Origin of the sequence: Butyrivibrio sp. AD3002 (assembly GCF_000420905.1) — a bacterium.
In the GTDB taxonomy this organism is placed as follows: Bacteria; Bacillota; Clostridia; order Lachnospirales; family Lachnospiraceae; genus Butyrivibrio.
On sequence record NZ_ATVV01000011.1, the window covers coordinates 78,373 to 96,574 of the forward strand.

The 18,202-nt window shown below is 41.9% G+C and carries 17 protein-coding genes and 1 riboswitch; of the genes, 12 read left to right on the forward strand and 5 right to left on the reverse strand.

The annotated features are described in order from the left end of the window. Positions 1–41: 41 nt before the first annotated feature. The gene (locus tag G596_RS0109270; RefSeq protein ID WP_022761565.1) at positions 42–1,232 is read right to left on the reverse strand and encodes a response regulator; all 1,191 of its coding nucleotides are present in this window, start codon (positions 1,230–1,232) and stop codon (positions 42–44) included. Between the two features lie 127 nt (positions 1,233–1,359). On the opposite strand from G596_RS0109270, the gene G596_RS21610 reads away from it, so the two are divergent. Beyond that, the gene (locus G596_RS21610; RefSeq protein ID WP_022761566.1) at positions 1,360–5,109 is read left to right on the forward strand and encodes a chemotaxis protein CheB; all 3,750 of its coding nucleotides are present in this window, start codon (positions 1,360–1,362) and stop codon (positions 5,107–5,109) included. A 44-nt stretch (positions 5,110–5,153) separates the two neighbouring features. Then, complete coding sequence (locus tag G596_RS0109280) at positions 5,154–5,504, forward strand: hypothetical protein (protein ID WP_022761567.1); 351 nt, start codon at positions 5,154–5,156, stop codon at positions 5,502–5,504. A 245-nt stretch (positions 5,505–5,749) separates the two neighbouring features. On the opposite strand, the gene G596_RS0109285 is transcribed toward G596_RS0109280, so the two are convergent. Continuing rightward, entirely contained in the window at positions 5,750–6,973 is a 1,224-nt protein-coding gene (locus G596_RS0109285; protein WP_022761568.1) for a dicarboxylate/amino acid:cation symporter, read from the reverse strand. Between the two features lie 34 nt (positions 6,974–7,007). Then, complete coding sequence (locus G596_RS0109290) at positions 7,008–7,724, reverse strand: lysophospholipid acyltransferase family protein (protein WP_022761569.1); 717 nt, start codon at positions 7,722–7,724, stop codon at positions 7,008–7,010. Between the two features lie 163 nt (positions 7,725–7,887). Here G596_RS0109290 and G596_RS0109295 point away from each other — a divergent pair, with 163 nt between their 5' ends. From G596_RS0109295 to G596_RS0109305, 3 genes are all read left to right on the forward strand, one after another. After that, positions 7,888–9,141 carry a carbohydrate-binding protein gene (locus G596_RS0109295; protein WP_022761570.1) on the forward strand — a complete coding sequence of 418 codons (1,254 nt, stop codon included), beginning with the start codon at positions 7,888–7,890 and terminating at the stop codon, positions 9,139–9,141. A 102-nt stretch (positions 9,142–9,243) separates the two neighbouring features. Then, positions 9,244–10,386, forward strand: coding sequence for a threonine aldolase family protein (locus G596_RS0109300; protein ID WP_022761571.1), 1,143 nt, complete (start codon positions 9,244–9,246; stop codon positions 10,384–10,386). A gap of 22 nt (positions 10,387–10,408) precedes the next feature. Next, positions 10,409–12,544, forward strand: a complete 2,136-nt coding sequence (locus G596_RS0109305) for an ATP-dependent helicase (protein WP_044928333.1) — start codon at positions 10,409–10,411, stop codon at positions 12,542–12,544. A gap of 63 nt (positions 12,545–12,607) precedes the next feature. On the opposite strand, the gene G596_RS0109310 is transcribed toward G596_RS0109305, so the two are convergent. Further along, positions 12,608–12,955: a type II toxin-antitoxin system RelE/ParE family toxin gene (locus G596_RS0109310; RefSeq protein ID WP_022761573.1), complete on the reverse strand. Its 348-nt coding sequence runs from the start codon at positions 12,953–12,955 to the stop codon at positions 12,608–12,610. Beyond that, a complete protein-coding gene (locus G596_RS0109315) occupies positions 12,952–13,212 on the reverse strand; it encodes a type II toxin-antitoxin system Phd/YefM family antitoxin (protein WP_022761574.1) in 261 nt (86 codons plus the stop codon). Before G596_RS0109315 ends, G596_RS0109310 begins: the two co-directional genes overlap by 4 nt. A gap of 239 nt (positions 13,213–13,451) precedes the next feature. Here G596_RS0109315 and G596_RS21615 point away from each other — a divergent pair, with 239 nt between their 5' ends. The 7 genes from G596_RS21615 (at position 13,452) to dapB (ending at position 18,177) form a co-directional block, all read left to right on the forward strand. After that, positions 13,452–13,688 carry an acyl-CoA thioesterase gene (locus G596_RS21615; RefSeq protein ID WP_049944858.1) on the forward strand — a complete coding sequence of 79 codons (237 nt, stop codon included), beginning with the start codon at positions 13,452–13,454 and terminating at the stop codon, positions 13,686–13,688. Positions 13,689–13,709: 21 nt separating this feature from the next. After that, positions 13,710–14,297, forward strand: coding sequence for a nitroreductase (locus tag G596_RS0109325; protein WP_022761575.1), 588 nt, complete (start codon positions 13,710–13,712; stop codon positions 14,295–14,297). A gap of 19 nt (positions 14,298–14,316) precedes the next feature. Further along, entirely contained in the window at positions 14,317–14,838 is a 522-nt protein-coding gene (gene msrA, locus G596_RS21620; RefSeq protein WP_022761576.1) for a peptide-methionine (S)-S-oxide reductase MsrA, read from the forward strand. Positions 14,839–14,941: 103 nt separating this feature from the next. Next, positions 14,942–15,874: a cysteine synthase A gene (gene cysK / locus G596_RS0109335; protein WP_022761577.1), complete on the forward strand. Its 933-nt coding sequence runs from the start codon at positions 14,942–14,944 to the stop codon at positions 15,872–15,874. 119 nt (positions 15,875–15,993) lie between these two features. Then, the gene (locus G596_RS24765) at positions 15,994–16,170 is read left to right on the forward strand and encodes a hypothetical protein (RefSeq protein ID WP_022761578.1); all 177 of its coding nucleotides are present in this window, start codon (positions 15,994–15,996) and stop codon (positions 16,168–16,170) included. A 63-nt stretch (positions 16,171–16,233) separates the two neighbouring features. Further along, a riboswitch (Lysine riboswitch) is annotated at positions 16,234–16,406 on the forward strand. 115 nt (positions 16,407–16,521) lie between these two features. Then, complete coding sequence (gene dapA / locus G596_RS0109350; protein WP_022761579.1) at positions 16,522–17,403, forward strand: 4-hydroxy-tetrahydrodipicolinate synthase; 882 nt, start codon at positions 16,522–16,524, stop codon at positions 17,401–17,403. An 18-nt stretch (positions 17,404–17,421) separates the two neighbouring features. Next, positions 17,422–18,177: a 4-hydroxy-tetrahydrodipicolinate reductase gene (gene dapB, locus G596_RS0109355; RefSeq protein ID WP_022761580.1), complete on the forward strand. Its 756-nt coding sequence runs from the start codon at positions 17,422–17,424 to the stop codon at positions 18,175–18,177. The last annotated feature ends 25 nt before the right edge of the window (positions 18,178–18,202 follow it).

The following is an 18,202-nucleotide window of genomic DNA, read 5'->3' on the forward strand; positions in this document are numbered from 1 at the left end:
CGGGTGGGGCTTTTGTAATAGTGCTGTATTATAAAAAACTACTAAATATACTCTGCAACTGTGTTGTACAGTCTTCCGGAGTCGACCGGCTTTACCAGATGTGAATTCATTCCGGCCTTGAGACTCTGCTCGTAATTTTCATGGAAAGCATTTACGGTCATGGCTATGATCGGAACCTTTCTGGATGAAGGAATGGTTGTGTTATCCCTTATCTGCTTTGCTACAGATAGTCCATCTATATCAGGCATTACAATATCAAGAAGAATCAGGTCGAATTTGCCATGCTCTGCTCTGTAGGTAAGAAGCGCTTCTCTGCCATCGCGTACGGTAATAACCTCTGCGCCTTTTGCTCTAAGAAGCTTATCGATTATCTCAAGATTGATCTCATCGTCGTCAGCTACGAGAATTCTCTTCTGTGAAAAGTCGAATTTGCGGTTAACCTTAGCTGAATACTCGCCAACCGATACAATAGGAAATTTGATGGAGAGCTGTACACTTGATCCCTCCTCGGGATTTGAGGTGGCTTCGACAACATCTGTTCCCATTTCATGTGCATAGAATCTGATAATAGTGATAGTCGGATCCATGGATTCAAGACTTGAATACATATCATATTCAATTGCAGCAAACTCATCTTTTAAAGCCTGCAGCTTGCTGCTCATAATAGTAGTATCTTTGCCGTAAACCTTAAAACTGATGTCAATATTATTGTTGACGCAGCCATTACTTTGGATTTCCAGATGTACCACATTCTTTCGGGGCATCATCTCAGTAATTACTCTGATCATCTTGCGAAGAATTTGAAAAAGAATTGTATAATCTGCGTTGATATAACAGTTTTCCAGTTCCTTCTTTTCAATAATAAGCTCTATTCCGGTGGGATCAAGAAGATTAGCCATATCATTTTTTAGCGATTTCAGAAATTCATCCAAATTAACAAGCTCAGGATGCAGGCTGACGTTTTTCATTGCAATCTGACGCATTGCCATAACATCATCCATGGACTCGTTCATTAAATGGCTTGCATGGCTTATCTTATCAAGATAATGCTTTATTGCTGTTTCATCGTTACCGGTTTCAAGTGCTATCTTGGAAAATTCGATTATAGAATACAGAGGGCCCCTGACATTTCTGCTCATCTGCTCAAGAAAGATGTCGCTAAAATACAGCTTATGATTCACCTCAATAAGCTTGTCGACAAGCTTATTATTATTATTATTTATGTCGTTCATTACATTCCCCTCTAGAAAATATTGCGAAATATTGAGATAATAATACCATATATTCATACATAAATCCTATAAAATAACAATTAACTAAAAACTCGATTTTATATACAATCATAGGAAGGTGGTCTAAATGTATAATCCTCAGGACATGTCTGTAAATATTCAGCCGCACTGCGTAGTAGGAATAGGGGCGTCAGCAGGAGGACTCGAAGCACTTCAGCAATTCCTCACATTTCTTCCATCTAACACAGGCATGGCTTTTGTCATAATCCAGCATCTTGCACCCAATCATAAGAGCATGCTTGCTGATATTCTTGCGAAATATAATTCCATGCCGATAACAGAAATCGAGGATGGAATGAAGGTTGAGAGAAATCACATCTACATGATTCCGCCCAAATATAACGTGGAAATCCACAACAACACTCTGAACCTCAAGGAGCAGAACTCTCAGGAAATAAGCCACCCTATAGACATCTTCTTCCGTTCGCTTGCGAACGCCTATGAAAATCGTTCAGTTGCTGTAATCCTTTCGGGAACAGGTTCCGACGGTACAAACGGTATCAGAGCCATCAAGGAACAGAACGGTATGATCATCGTTCAGAGTCCCGAGTCTGCAAAATTCGATGGAATGCCGCGAAATGCCATAAGCACCGGATTTGTTGATCTTATGTTAAAGCCGGATTCCATAGCACGCGAGCTTGCACATATCGCCAAGTCTGTGATAGATGCTGAGACACAGCTCGGTGTTACTGATGATGACCTTCTTTCCAAAGTATTTTCAATATTAAAAAACGTAACCAACATAAACTATGCTTACTATAAACAAACCACCATTCTTCGAAGGATCGAAAGAAGGCTTGTTGTAACTCATAACAGAAACCTTCGTGAGTATGTCAATTACATGACCAACAATCCTGAGGAAGCAAAGCTGCTTGCTAAAGAGGTGCTCATCGGTGTTACCTCATTTTTCCGTGATCCTGATTACTTCGAAGTGTTAAAGGAAAATGTGGTCAAAAAGCTAATCACAACCTCTCGCCCTGACGACGAGCTGCGCATCTGGGTTGCGGGCTGTTCAACCGGTGAAGAAGCCTACTCCATTGCAATTCTTTTTGCGGAAGCCATGGAAGAACTATCCATTCACAGGGGGGTAAAAATATTTGCAACAGATCTCGATCCGGATTCAATAAGCACTGCTGTGCGTGGAGTTTACGGAAATAACATAATAGAGGATGTGTCTGTCGCAAGACTTTCCAAATTTTTCACACGAAAAGGAAATAAATATGTCATTCATCATGACATAAGAAAAATGATCATCTTCGCTCAGCACAATGTATTCCAGGATCCGCCGTTTGGAAAACTGGATTTGATATGCTGCCGAAATGTACTTATATATTTCCAGGCGGTGCTTCAGCGCAATCTTTTTGCCATTTTTCACATGGCTCTATCCGACAGAGGATATCTGTTCCTTGGCCGCTCGGAATCAGTCATTGACTATGCAGATGTATTCCGCGTTGTATGCGCCGATGAAAAGATTTTCATACACTATGCGGAAGGCAATGCACCGGCACATGAGCAGTTTGCTTATTCCATGAGCAATATCGAACCTCCTATCGAGCCTATCAATGTCTCGGGCGGCGAGGATGATGATTCCGCGAGTTACAAGGCACATGAGCTTGATACCTCTGTGCTTGAATCTCTCATGCCCGCAACGGTTCTTGTTAATGAAAAGAACGAGCTGGTAAGAAGCTATGGTAACTGTTCAAGACTCATTTCGCTTCCTACCGGCCAGGTTACATTGGACATTTTCCAGCTTATCAGGACAGATATGAAAATTGCGCTTTCCACCGCGCTTAAGGAAGCAAGGCTTACAAACGAACGCAAGGCATACTCGGATGTTCCTGTTGATATCGATGGGAAATCAGAATTTGTTTCGATTGTTGCGCAGCCTATTAGTGACAATCACGGTGAAAAGACAGATTTTACTGCGGTTTCGTTTATACGAGGACGTGAACTGACAAATGTTGACATGCAGAAATACCAGGTTGATTTTGCTGCATCCCAGCGTATAGCAGACCTTGAGCAGGAACTAAAAGCAACCAAGCATTCACTTCGACAGACAGTTACGGAACTTGAGTCAACAAATGCCGAACTTCAGGCTGCAAATGAGGAACTTCTTACAGCCAACGAGGAACTTCAGTCAAGTAACGAGGAACTTCAGTCTGTCAACGAGGAACTTTATACCGTTAATTCCGAATATCAGTCCAAGGTTACAGAGCTTGCGGTTGCCAATAATGATATGGCTAATTTCCTTTCTTCCACCCTTGTCGGAATTCTCATGGTGGATAAGGATTTAAACATTAGAAAATATACGGAATATATCTCGTCGGAATTCAGTGTTGCCGATCAGGATGTGGGAAGATCTCTCAGGTACATAAGCTTTAACTTTGCCACAATTGATCTTCTTGCTCAGTGCAATCTGGTTCTTAAGACAATGGAACCCGTAGAGCAGCGATGTGCTTCTGTTGCAGGAAAAACTTATCTTATTCGCATAGCGCCATATCATGAAATTAGTGGGACAGAAGAGTCCGGTGCTGTAATCAGTGATAGAAAGCGTGCGCTCAAGGGTTTGGTACTTACTTTTGTTGATACAACAAAACAAATTGATGATCAGGAACAGATTGATGAAATGGGCAAAGCTCTTCGTGCGGCGGTAAGATCAAGCCGGGAAAAGGAGACTTTCCTATCGCAGATGTCTCACGATATGAGGACTCCTCTTACTGCGATTTTCGGACTTACCGAGCTCTCACTTCAGGAGGAATCCTTAACGCCTGCACTAAAGGATAATCTTGATAAGATTATGACTTCAAGCAAATATCTGCTTACACTTATCGAGGAAATATTGGAAACAAGCAAGATTAACGCAGGGAAAGTGGTTTCCATAAGCTCAGCTGTTCGCGAGGAAAACCTTATAACTTCAATTTCAACTATTACGGCAGAGCAGGCACGTGAAGCCGGCCTTGATTTTGACTATAAGATAAACGGTTCAAAGGATCGTTATGTCCTTATGGATACAAAGCATGTTGAACGATCTATCCTGAATCTTTTGTCGAATAGTATTAAGTTCACTCCAAAAGGAGGTCGGATAATCTTTACGACTGATATAATGTATACCGATACTGCTTCCATTCATACTTACACTATAAGAGATACGGGTATTGGTATAAGTGAAGAATTTCAGCAGAGGATGTTCCTGCCTTTTGAACAGGACCGAGATTCAGACGATCCCTACCAGGAAGGTACCGGACTTGGGCTGTACATATGTAAAAACCTTGTAGAACTCATGGGAGGAACAATATCCTGCATAAGCCATGTTGGAGTAGGAACAGAGTTCACTATTGTTCTAACTTATCCTATCGCTACCGATGAGCAGATAAGCCTTCATACTCAGCAGTCAGAAAAGTATGAGGATCAGATTCTTTACGGTAAAACTATCCTTCTGGCAGAGGATAACACAATAAATGCGGAAGTTATAATTAAGCTGTTAAAAACAAAGGGAATTCATACAGAAGTTGCAAGAGATGGACAGGAAGTTGTGGATATGCTAAAAACTCGTGATCCTTATCATTATCAGGCAATCCTTATGGATCTTATGATGCCTGTAAAGAGTGGTATCGAGGCAGCTAAGGAAATACGCGCACTGGGTACTCCGGATGCAGCTACTATTCCCATTTTCGCACTTACAGCAGATATGGCTAACGATGTAGAAGGCAGATGTGCAGAAGCAGGTATGGATATTATTTTGGAAAAACCGATTGATCAAAACAAGTTATTTGCAAGTCTGGCAAAGGCTATCCAAAAGCAGCTGGATGAAAACTGATGCACTGATAGGACAGGATATATTTTGGTTTGCGGAGATATACTATGGACAGTAAGAAAATTGTAGCTCTTAGGGAATGGGGGGCAGATACAGAATCAGCGATTAAAAGAATGGTTGGTGATGAAAAATTTTACCTTGATCTAGTGGATTCTTTCTTATCAAACAATGACTGGAGAGATCTGTGTTTAAAGATTGAAAAGAAACAATACAAGGATGCCTTTGTAATATCACATCGAATTAAAGGTTCCTGCGCAGATCTCGCATTAACGCCACTTTTTACGGCTATGTGCGAACTGACCGATGACCTTCGAAACGATGAAATACGTCCCACACTTGAAACTAATCTTAAAATTGCAGGAAAACTCCGGGACAGATTGATTGAAACTTTAAACTGACAGCATTGATTAGTGAGGCCTTTTCTATATTGTTGAAAATTTAGTTGCAGGTATTGTATTATTTATGTTACTGTCTGCGGGCTGTCAGCTTCCGGCACAAAACAGCAGGAGACTATTTCTTTAAATACACAAAGGATGATGCAGTTAAACCTGCTGCATGATATGAGTCAAAACAAAACCGGGATTCAATGTGAACTGATCACAAGATTGAAGCCCGGAATTTTATCGTTCATTTATATTTGTTGTCAGGATGCCTTTTTAGCAGCTTTTTTTCGTTCCAGATTAGAAACGATAAGTGCACAGGAAGCATCGCCTGTTATGTTAACAACGGTTCTTCCCATGTCGAAGATTCGGTCTACGCCAGCAACAAGTGCGATTCCGTCAAGCGGAAGACCTACAGAGGCGAGCACCATGGCGAGCATTACCATTCCGGCACCGGGTACACCGGCGGTTCCGATGGAAGCAAGAGTTGCGGTAAGCACGATGGTTACCATCTGGGAAGGCGTCAAATGGATGCCATAGCAGGCAGCTATGAAGATTGCACACACACCCTGATAGATAGCGGTTCCATCCATGTTGATAGTGGCACCAAGGGGAAGCACGAAGGAAGTAACTTCTTTGTCGGCTCCCATCTTCTCGCAGCCCTTCATATTGATTGGAAGTGTTCCGACTGAGGAAGAACTTGAGAAGGCAAAAATCATGGCGGGAAGCTGGCCTTTCAGGAATGCAAGAGGACTCATGCCCCCCATGACTTTAACCGCAAAGGAATAAACAATCAGCATATGCATAAAATAACATATGTATGCTGCAAGTAGCACCATCGCGAGTGATCCGATGATCGCTGCTCCGTTGGTGGCAACTACGGGACAGATCAGGCAGAATACACCGATGGGTGAGAGCTTTAAGATCATTTCCATACACTTCATGAAAATTGCATTAAAGGAATTGATGCCTTTTACGGCGGGAGCAGCTTCATCACCTACCAGGATTATTGCAAAGCCTATAAGCAGAGCCATAACGATTACCTGGAGCATGGTAGCTTCAGATAAAGGGGCTATAAAGTTGGATGGGAAAATATTTACAACGGTGTCCATAAAAGGAATACCTTCAGAAGCTTCATAGCTAAGCTCAGAGGTCTCAAGGATCGGGAAAAAGCCCTTGAAAAGATTACCGCCAACGAGACCTATTACAATAGCTACAGCCGTTGTGCACAGGTAATAACAGACGGTTTTTATTCCGATAGAGCCAACCTTTCGGATATCACTCATTGAGATAATGCCGGCCATTATTGAAAACAGAACTATCGGAACAACTATGAATTTCAACAGATTAAGAAAAATGGTTCCGATCGGTTTAATGTAGCTGTCCGCAAAATCAGCATGACTTTGCAGTAACAGACCTGCAATTATACCGAGAACGAGAGCAATAAAAATCTGAGTTGCGAGTGGCAGTTTTTTCCTGGTTTCCATAAAGACAATCCCCCTTTTTCTTTATGTTGTCGGTTTACTGTTTACAGATTTCATTTATTTTGTTTTCTATATTTTTCTTTACTATTTCTGCTATTTCTTTCGTTTTTAAATCCTTATAATCTTCATAATAGAGCGGTTTCAGGAAATGCACCTGTGTCTCTACCGGTTTGTATCCGCCCTCTCCAAAGGGCTTGTATGAATCTATGAGTGCAACCGGAACAATCGGAACCTGTGACCACAAGGCTGCTTTGAAAGCTCCGGGCATAAATGATTGCAGGTGGTTTTTATTGTCTGTGTAGCCGCCCTCCGGGAATATGATGAATCTTTTGCCATTTTTTACTTCTTCAGAAAGTTTCTTTATGGCTTCTATTTGCTGTCTGTTGTCGTCTCTGTTTATACGGATTCCGCCAAGTACGTCGATGAATTCATGAGTAAGTTCCATCTTTGCGGTTTTTCTGTCAATTACGATTGAACAAGGTGCATCGTGAGAATAGATTATTCCTAGTGCATCGAACTTTCCCTGGTGATTGGGAGTTATGATATATCCGCCCTCTGATGGGAGGTTTTCCAATCCATAACACTTGGTAGTGATGCGGGAATTTTTCATAACCCGTCTGACCATATTTCGTGCAACTCCGTATCTGTATTCTTCGGAATATCTGTCAGGATTTATCATCATAATCCTGATCTTAACAATGTAATAAATAATTAGTGGAAACGATATAAAAATGCAAAAGTAAAATCTGAACATGCAATCTCCCCAAAGACAGATGATATATAAAATTATAACATATAAACTGCGTATGAAACTTAGTTAAATAATTCATAAAATCGATAATTTAAAAACTGTACAATGATATAATTTTCCTATGAAACGTTTACCCGATTTGAGTGGATTGTCGGAGGTAATTCTTATGAGGAAAAAGTTTTTTAAAATGTTTCTTACTGCAGCATTGACGCTGGGTTTATGCATTACAGGTGCTATTCCTGTAGGTAAGATAGTGGGAACACTTGTTGTTAATGCATCAAACATAACGTTAAAGGCGAGAGATTACGATGGTGACTACTCGGTTACAAACGGAGTTGGTCTTACCTACGATTCTGATAAAACAGCGAAGCTTGGGACAATTGCGAACGGAGATAAGGCAAAATTTAAGAATGTAAGTTTCGGAAATGTGGATCCTATCAAGGCCATCTCCTTTAAGTATTCTAAGCCAAACTCTGACAGTGTCAGGGTTACCATGTACCTTGATAAAGAGGGAGAAAATAAGATCGGTGAATGGTCACTTAGCCATAAAACAAGCAGTTTTAGTGATCCCTATAAGGAGAAGTTCTTCAGCGGAATTGAGAAAGCATCTGTTGGAAGCGGAAAACATGATATTTATTTGAAATTTACCTGTGGCGGCACAGCGGAGGATGAAGTAAATATCTATAGCATTTCCTTCTTTAGTACCACAGAGGATGAAGATACCGAAGAAGATCTCAATACGGCAACCTGGGAAGATCAGTACAAAAATGATACAAACAAGAATAAGCCGTATTATAGGGCAAATATTTATAAGAGAAGTTCATATGTTATTTTAAGCGATGCTTTAGACGCTTATTCAAACAAGACTATATTCGGAGATCCCTATGCAATAATGGGATATAAGTCACTTGTAAAGCAGGTTCCGGGAATAAGTTATAACTATGCGGACAATACCCTGACTCTTAACAATTTTGATTCTGAGAATAAATACCTGGATATCCGCAACATGGGAAAAGCCTTCAAGATTAAGCTTGTCGGAAAGAATAATCTAAAAGCTATTTATGTATCCGGAGCAAACTGGCCGACACCGCTTCATTTTACCGGTAGTGGTTCGGTTGTACTTAATGCCAGCAAGTCATATTTTGTGGGGCCGGGACTCAATACAGCTGTCCTGTATCTTGATGGCTGGCACAAGGAGTCGTTTATCATTGATAAGAAAGCCAAGGTAACGGCTTACGGATATAAAAAGAATTCACCTGTTGTTTTAAGCTATGGAGAGGGAAGGCCTGCTCTTAAGAAGGCTGTAAAGATTTCCTTTAGTAAGAAAGGAAGTAAGCTGGACGGAAAATTTGTAGACGGAAAAGGCGACAGAATTCGCAGCAGATATAAGTACAATAAGAAAACCTTTAAGAAGAAGTAATGAAAGAGGGCGTCCGGAATGATTATCCGGACGCTTTTTCATGCCAGTCAGTTGTTTTGTTGCTATAATATATAGAAAATTATTCACCGGGAGAAAGCAAAAATGGATAACAGAATTTCATTTTCAAGTGATTATACAAAGGGCGCGCATCCGAGGATATTGGAGCGTCTTACTCAGACTAACTTCGAGCAGAACGATGGCTATGGCACGGATGATTATTGCAAAAGCGCGGCAGAAAAAATAAAAAACGCATGCAATTGTCCGGAGGCAGATGTGTTCTTCCTTGTGGGTGGAACTCAAACCAACCAGACGATATTGGATATGCTGCTTAAGCCTTACGAGGGAGTTGTGGCGGCAGAGACAGGACATGTGGCTGTGCATGAGGCAGGAGCGATAGAGTTTTCGGGGCACAAGGTGCTGACGCTTCCCGGGCAGAAAATAGCGGGGGATAATGAAGGCAAGAAAGATGATGCGGAAAAGTCCGGGGATTATGGGTGTGGTGATATCGCTGGAAAAAGTGGCAACGCAGTGCATGATGACACCATAGGCAAAATCGATGCGGATGACCTTCGCACTTATATCAAGAACTTCTACGCAGACGATAACCATGAGCATATGGTTTTTCCGGGAGCGGTTTATATTTCGCACCCCACAGAGTATGGAACGCTGTATTCCAAAGAAGAACTTTCAAAAATATCAGGTGTTTGCAAAGAGTTCAATATTCCACTTTTCCTTGATGGAGCAAGACTTGGCTATGGTCTTATGAGTAAAAGAACAGATGTTACCTTAGCTGATATAGCGAGCCTGGTTGATGTATTTTATATAGGCGGGACCAAGGTGGGTGCATTCTTTGGAGAGGCAGTTGTGTTCCCTAAGGGCGTTCCCACAAAGCATCCGATTCCTGTTATCAAGCAGCATGGCGCACTTCTGGCAAAGGGATGGCTTTTGGGCCTCCAGTTTGATACGCTTTTCACTGATGATCTGTATTTTGAAATCGGCAAAAATGCTATAGAGAGGGCTGAGGAGCTTAGAGAGTTGCTTGTTAAGAAGGGTTACCGGCTTTTCATAGATTCCCCGACAAATCAGCAGTTCATAGTTATGGACAATGAGAGGCTAAAGGAGTTTGCGGAGCACGTTCGCTATGGCTTCTGGGAGAAGACTGATGATAACCACACGGCGATAAGACTTGCCACAGACTGGGCTACGACCAAGGAGGATATCAGGGAGCTGGAGAAGTTTTTGTAAACTGACCGGGATGATTTTTGAGATGACAGAAAATGAGTTTTTAGACAGATATACAAAGAAGCTGAGCGAGCAGCAGCTTGACGCGGTAAGGACTGTAGATGGACCTGTGCTCCTTCTTGCAGTGCCGGGGAGCGGGAAAACCACAGTGCTTGTAAACAGGCTTGGATACATGCTCTACTGCAAGGGGATTGCGCCTGAGAACATACTGACACTCACGTATACCGTGGCTGCCACAAAAGACATGGCGCAGAGGTTTGAAAAGTTATTTGGGGAGGATATCTCCACAAGGCTTGAATTTCGTACAATCAACGGCATCTGTGCAAAAATTATCGCGCACTACGGAAGACTTATCGGTAAAAATGCATTTGAGCTTGTCACGGATGAGAAGCTTATAGGGAAGATTCTAACAGAGAATTATGTGCGAATTTATGAAGAATATCCTACGGAGAGTGACATCAAGAATGTCCGCACGCTCATAACCTATTGCAAGAACATGATGCTCTCGAAGGAGGATATCTACAAGCTTGAAGATGAGATGGATACCGGTATCTACACCATCTACGAGGCATATAACAGTGAGCTCAAAAAGAGAAGTCTGATGGACTATGATGATCAGATGATATATGCATATAGAATGCTTAAGTCAACGCCGGATCTGCTTTCATTTTACAAGGATAAATACAGATATCTATGCGTCGATGAGGCGCAGGATACGTCCAAAATTCAGCATATGATAATCAGTCTGCTTTCGGGATCTGACGGCAACCTTTTCATGGTGGGCGACGAAGATCAGAGTATATATGGTTTTAGAGCGGCATATCCGGAGGCTCTTCTTAATTTTGAGAAGGAGCATCCCGGCGCGAAGGTTCTTGTGATGGACAGAAACTACAGGTCCAATGCCAATATAGTTTCTGCCGCAGACAGATTCATAAGGCACAACACCATGCGCCATGACAAGCATATGCAGGCGGCGAAGGAGAGCGCATCCGAGATTAACTATGTAAGGCTTAATAGCAGGAAAAATCAATATAATTATCTGCTTAAAGTAGCAACTGATATAAATAGCCAGATTGCAGTTCTTTACAGGGATAATGAGAGCATACTTCCGCTGGTGGATCGCCTTGAAAGGCAAGGAATTCCATATAGGATTAAAAACGCTGATATGGCATTTTTTACACATAGAGTGGTTGGAGATGTCATAAATATCATGCGCTTTTCAATAGATCCTTATAATAGCGATCTTTTCATGAAGATATATTTCAAGTTCCAGACATATCTTGGTAAAAAGCAGGCTGAGCAGCTTTGCAGGATTGCCGCCGGATTAAACATCCCTATTCTGGATGCTGTGGAAGAGACGGAGATGATTAACGGCAGGGTTAAGGGAAAGTGCCGCGCACTTCGGACGCACCTTGCAAACATGAGACATGAAAATCCGTATAAAGCGCTTATGAGAATTGACAACTACATGGGCTACGGCGAATACATGGAGATGAATCATCTTGACTATAACAAGATTTTTATTCTTGAAATGCTCGCTGAAAATGAGCACTCGATTGACGGATTTATCAGGAGACTTCAGGAACTTCAGGATATTATACGTGACAAGGAGTCTTCATACAGGGAAAAGTTCATACTCTCCACCATACACTCCAGTAAAGGGCTTGAGTATGATGAGGTATATCTGATGGATGCCTGCGACGGTGTTTTCCCAAGTGAGGTTATTGATAATAGGAAAAAGGCATCGCCCAAGGAACTTCGTGATTATGAAGAGGAGCGAAGAATCTTCTACGTTGGCATGACAAGGGCAAGGAACAAACTGAATATCTTTACTTATAATGATGAGGAGTCCACTTTTGTTAAAGAAATCTCCGAGATATCAGCAAGCGAGAAAAAGGATATCAGGGAGCGGGTAAAGAAGGCAAAGGCTTCCATCAAAAGAAGTGTAAAAGAAAAAGGGAAGATTGATTCTCAGGAATATCCCACAAATCTTACTGTAGGACAAAAGGTGGTCCAGCCTAAATTCGGGCACGGAATAATAACGGATGTAACCTATGACGAAGATGAAATTCCGGCTAAGTTTTCGGTTAGGTTTGAAGATGAAAAGGAGCGCCTTTTTGCATATCCGTTTGCGTTTGTAATGGGGATGAAACTTGAATAAAATGCGGATTGAATATTTGAATATTGATATTAATAAGAGGACTCGTTATGAGTCCTCTTATACCTATTCTTTCCAGTAATCTTCAGTTTCTTGGGGTGTAGTTTTAATGCCAAATAGTTTCCACATGAAATCTTCACGCTCATCATAGATGTTTACAATATAAATTTGTGTTTCATCAATTCTGAAAAACACATAATTTTTGACTGCATAGATATACTGGTAATCAGTGTCTACACCAAACATATCGCGGACAGAAATGCCAATGTCTTCGTGTTTTCTTATGGACTGGATTCTATTATTAATTGCTGAGAAAATTTCTTTTCTCTTAGCATCGCCAAATTGAGAGTCCAGATATTTTCGCATTTTAGCGATTTTTTCTTTATAATCCGGAGAGTATTTTAATGTCTTCAATCTTTAAGCCCCATCACTTTCAGCATTTCATCATCATCAATCCAGCCTTCTTTCTCAGCTCGTGTTTCAGCTTTCTTAAGGTCAGTAAGAACATTGTGTAATGCTCTCAGGCGATCAAGCTCATCTGCTTCCTCTACAGACATGATGGTGTAAGCTCCGCGACCATTTCTTGTAAGATATACGCGACTGTTGGCATCGACTTCTTTGAGGACATCGGTGTAATTTCTTAAATCTGATATTGGCATAATAGCTGGCATAGGTACCTCCTTATAACAGCGTGAAAACAAGACTATCTAGTTTCATTATAAGGCTGAAAAGATATATTAACAAGTATATTCGCATGCGAATATATCAGCAAAGTTGCCATCTATAAAAACATAACACGCTTACAAATAGATTGTGCGCGATTAGAGAATCATCTATAATTATCTGAAATAAAAAAGTGAAGCGCACAGAGGTCAATGAAATGGATTATATCACCAGTCATTAGCGTAACATGCGATTTCAAGAAGACAACGACATTTCTGACAAGGTTGAGATAAGCGTTACTGTTGAAGAATTCAAGGGAGTAAAGCTTCATTTGTCATATGAGATGAAAAATATTGAAGGTGAGGTTGTATGCCTTGGTAAATCTTCTCATGCATTTCTCAATGAAGAAGGTAAACCTATAAGAATGAAACAGGAATACCCGGAGCTGTTTGAGGCATTAAATAAAGCTGCGCAGGAAAAATGATTGCAAAGGAGGCAGGTCGATATGGAAGCATTAGAAGCTGTTTTAACAAGACGAAGCACAAGAAGATATTCCGAAAACATGCCGGAGAGAGAACTGATTGAAAAGGTGATTGAAGCAGGAAGATATGCTCCGAGCGGTGGTAATAACCAGACAACCCATTTCATCGTTTTTACTGATAAGAACATGCTTAAAGAGATGGCAGAACTGGTATGCATGGAATTTTCCAAGATGGAAATAAAGGAAGATACCTATTCATCCCTGAAGAATTCCATAAATGCATCAAAGAAGGGCGGCTATGTTTTTCACTACGGAGCGCCGGTTTTTATTGTGACGGCGAACAAAAAGGGTTACGGGAATGCCATAGCTGACAGTGCCTGTGCACTTGAAAACATGATGATAGCTGCAAATGCTCTTGAGCTGGGATCATGTTGGATAAATCAGCTTCACTGGCTTGATGAAAACGATGCCATAAGAGAGTTCATGTATAAATACGGACTTAAAGAAGACGAGACTATAACAGGCGGACTAATTCTTGGGTATCCTGAGAGCGGAAGTCCTAACAGAGAACCGCTCGAAAGAAAAGGAAACCCTGTAACCTGGGCAGAGTAAAACAATAAGGAGATAAAAAATGGAGACAATATATTTTGCAGGTGGATGCTTCTGGGGAGCCCAGAGATTCTTTGATCAATTTGATGGAGTAGCAAATACAGAAGTTGGATATGCCAATGGACCAACCCAAAATCCTACATATGAAGAAGTCTGTAATGATTCCGGTCATGCTGAGACAGTGAAGGTGGAGTTTGATCCCGACAAGATAAGCCTTGAAGAGCTTATAGACTATTACTTTAAGGTTGTTGATCCGGTCTCTGTAAACAAACAGGGCGGGGACGAAGGAATTCAGTACAGGACAGGTATATATTATACTGAAGATAGTCAGCGTCCCATCATAGAAAGTAAGATGACTGAGCTTGAAAAACAGCTTGGGCAAAAGAGTGCTATAGAAGTGCTGCCACTTGAGAACTTCTACACAGCAGAAGAATACCATCAAAAATACCTGGTGAAGAATCCCACAGGATACTGCCATATTCCGGCTGTGATGTTCGAACTGTCAAAGAATAAAGGACAGAGGAATAAATTAAAGTCGGAATAAGTATATGTACAGTCAAGGGCATCTCGCGAGAGATGCCCTTTTAGTGATATAATACTGTTTGGTGTCTTTAAACCAGAAATAACAGTGACAAGAGGTTTTTACAATGGTATATGAAAACGTGCTCGCTGCAGTCGGGCATACTCCGATGATAAGACTTAACAGGATACCGGATCCGGACGGGGCGGAGATTCTGGTAAAATTCGAAGGTATCAATATCGGCGGATCAATAAAGACGAGAACCGCCCTCAACATGATACTGGCTGCCGAGAAGCAGGGAATTATAAATGAAAAGACTATAATAGTTGAGCCTACAAGCGGAAATCAGGGAATAGGTCTTGCGCTTGTCGGAGCGGTAAGAGGCTATAAAACAGTAATAATAATGCCTGATTCGGTAAGTGAAGAGAGAAGAAAGATTATAAGACATTATGGCGCTGAGGTCATACTTATCCATGATGAGGGAGACATAGGTGCATGCATAGAAGAGTGCTTAAATACAGCGCTCAGGATGCAGAAAGAGGATCCGAACGTCTTTGTTCCTCAGCAGTTTGAGAATCCGAACAACACGATGGCTCATAAAAATCATACGGCGCTTGAGATAATGGCGCAGGTTGAAAAACCGATACACGGCTTCTGCTCAGGAATAGGCACCGGCGGAACCATTACGGGAATCGGTGAAGTACTAAAGGCGCAGTATCCTTTTATAGAAATCTGGGCGGCAGAGCCTGAAAATGCCGCAATTCTCGCGGGAGGTAATATTGGAACACACCTTCAGATGGGAATAGGTGACGGCATAATACCCGATATCCTGGATCAGTCTATTTACAACAATATCTCCATTATTACGGACGAGGAAGCCATTGGCATGGCTCAGAGACTTGCCAGAGAAGAAGGGATAATGTGCGGAATTTCAAGCGGAACAAATGTAGCTGCGGCAGTTAAACTTGCGAAGAAACTCGGAAAGGGGAAGACAGTAGTTACCATACTTCCGGATACCGCTGAGAGATATTTTTCCACCCCTCTTTTTGATGAAAAATAATCCTGGAGAGTTCAATTTTCATAAGGCAAATGATATAATATTTATAAGCGAATAGAGACGAGAGAATGATTATCTATATGAAGATGTGTTAAAAATTCTAAAACCAGGAGGTAGAAAGCATGGTGATTATAGATAAGATATTCGGGGAACACGAGGACGTGTACAAGAGCCCCTCAGAAGGAGAGCTCCAGATGGAGCAGACCGGAACAAAGGAGAAAAAGCCGAAGGCCGAGATCACGGAGGAGGATACGGTGAGGTTTACGGAGCACGATAGATTCTGGGAGGGCATGAAATAAGTTCGTTTTAATTTAATTCATCACGTTGACACTGCACTGCGCTAGTGTTATTATGACATACAAGATTCAGATAGAGGTTGCGTATTCTATCAGTAAGAATTCTGATGCGACAGGCGCAGGTGAGGAATTCCGAAAGGACAATACGCCGAAGGATGAGCCCGCCTGCCGGGTTTGTGCCTGGGCATACAGTTAAGAGCTGTATGACTGTCATCGCAAGATGGGGAGCTATCGCACTAATTTATTTTGGTGATGATTATTATGGAGCTAACTCTCTTTGCGATGAGTTAGCTCTTTTTCAAATGTTATACATTTGAAAAAGACGATGTACAAATAATAAAAGGAGACAACTTTATGGCAGTATTTAAAGGTGCAGGTGTTGCTATTGCAACTCCATTTTATGAAGACGGATCGGTTAATTATGATGAGTTCAAGAGACTGATTGATTTTCAGATTGAGAACGGAACCGATGCTATCATCGTGTGCGGAACAACAGGTGAGAGCGCTACCATGACAGAAGAAGAGCACATGGAGGTATCAAGGTTCTGCATCGAATATGTAAATAAGAGAGTTCCCGTAATTGCAGGAGCAGGATCGAACTGCACTAAGACTGCAATCGATCTTTCGGTTGATGCTGCTAAGGCAGGCGCGGACGCGATCCTTTCAGTAACTCCTTATTACAACAAAGCAACTCAGGACGGACTCGTTCAGCACTTTACTGCAGTTGCTAAGGCTGTTGATATTCCGATAATCCTTTACAATGTACCCAGCCGTACAGGCTGCAACATTCTACCCGAGACAGCGGTTCGAATGTGCAAGGACGTTGATAATATCGTTGGTATCAAGGATGCTGCAGGTAATCTTGCTCAGACTACCAAGATGATGCAGCTCGCTGACGGATGCATCGATCTCTATTCAGGTGAGGACGGACTTGTTGTTCCGATCATGTCACTTGGCGGACTTGGTGTTATTTCAGTACTGTCAAACGTTGCACCCAGACAGACTCATGACATGTGTCAGAAGGCTCTGGACGGAGACTTCGCAGGAGCTGCTAAGATTCAGCTCGAGGCACTTCCTCTTATTGATGCACTTTTCTCAGAGGTTAATCCTATTCCGGTTAAGGCAGCACTTGAGATGATCGGCTTCAAGGCAGGCCCGCTTCGTCTTCCTCTTACAACAATGACTGAGAAGAACAGAGTTGTACTTGAGAAAGAACTTAAGAAATTTTTGGGATAAGGGGAGAAAGGACAAAGTATGATTAAAGCAATTATGCACGGCTGCAATGGCCGTATGGGTCATGTAATTGTCGACCTAGCAGGGGTAGATGAAAATATCGAGATCGTAGCAGGTGTTGATGCCTATGGGGAAAATTCTTACAGTTTTCCTGTATTCGATTCTATAGAAAAATGCGATGTGGACGCTGATGTGGTAATCGATTTCTCCAATGCATCGGCTGTTGATAAGCTTCTTGAGGTATGCGCCGGTAAGAACCTCCCGGTAGTACTTTGCACGACCGGGCTTTCAGAAGCGCAGCTTGCTAATGTTCAGAGCACTTCAGGCAAAATTGCAATCCTGAAATCGGCCAACATGTCAGTAGGTATCAACATGCTTATGAAGGTACTGAAGGATATTTCACCTGTACTTGACGCAGCCGGTTTTGACATCGAGATAGTTGAAAAACACCACAACCAGAAGCTTGATGCTCCCAGCGGAACAGCACTGGCACTCGCAGATTCCGTTAACGATTCACTTACTGAAAAGTGCGAGTATGTATACGACAGAAGCACCAGACGTGAGAAGAGACCTAAGAAGGAAATCGGTATTTCTGCAGTTCGAGGTGGCACCATCGTCGGAGACCATGATGTGATCTTTGCGGGAACTGATGAGGTTATAACTCTTTCTCACAGAGCTTATTCACGAAGCGTTTTTGCAAAGGGTGCCATTGAGGCAGCTAAGTTCCTTGCCGGAAAGAGCGCAGGAATGTATGACATGAGCGATGTTATTGGGTGATTGATCCGAAGCAAAACTTTCGCAT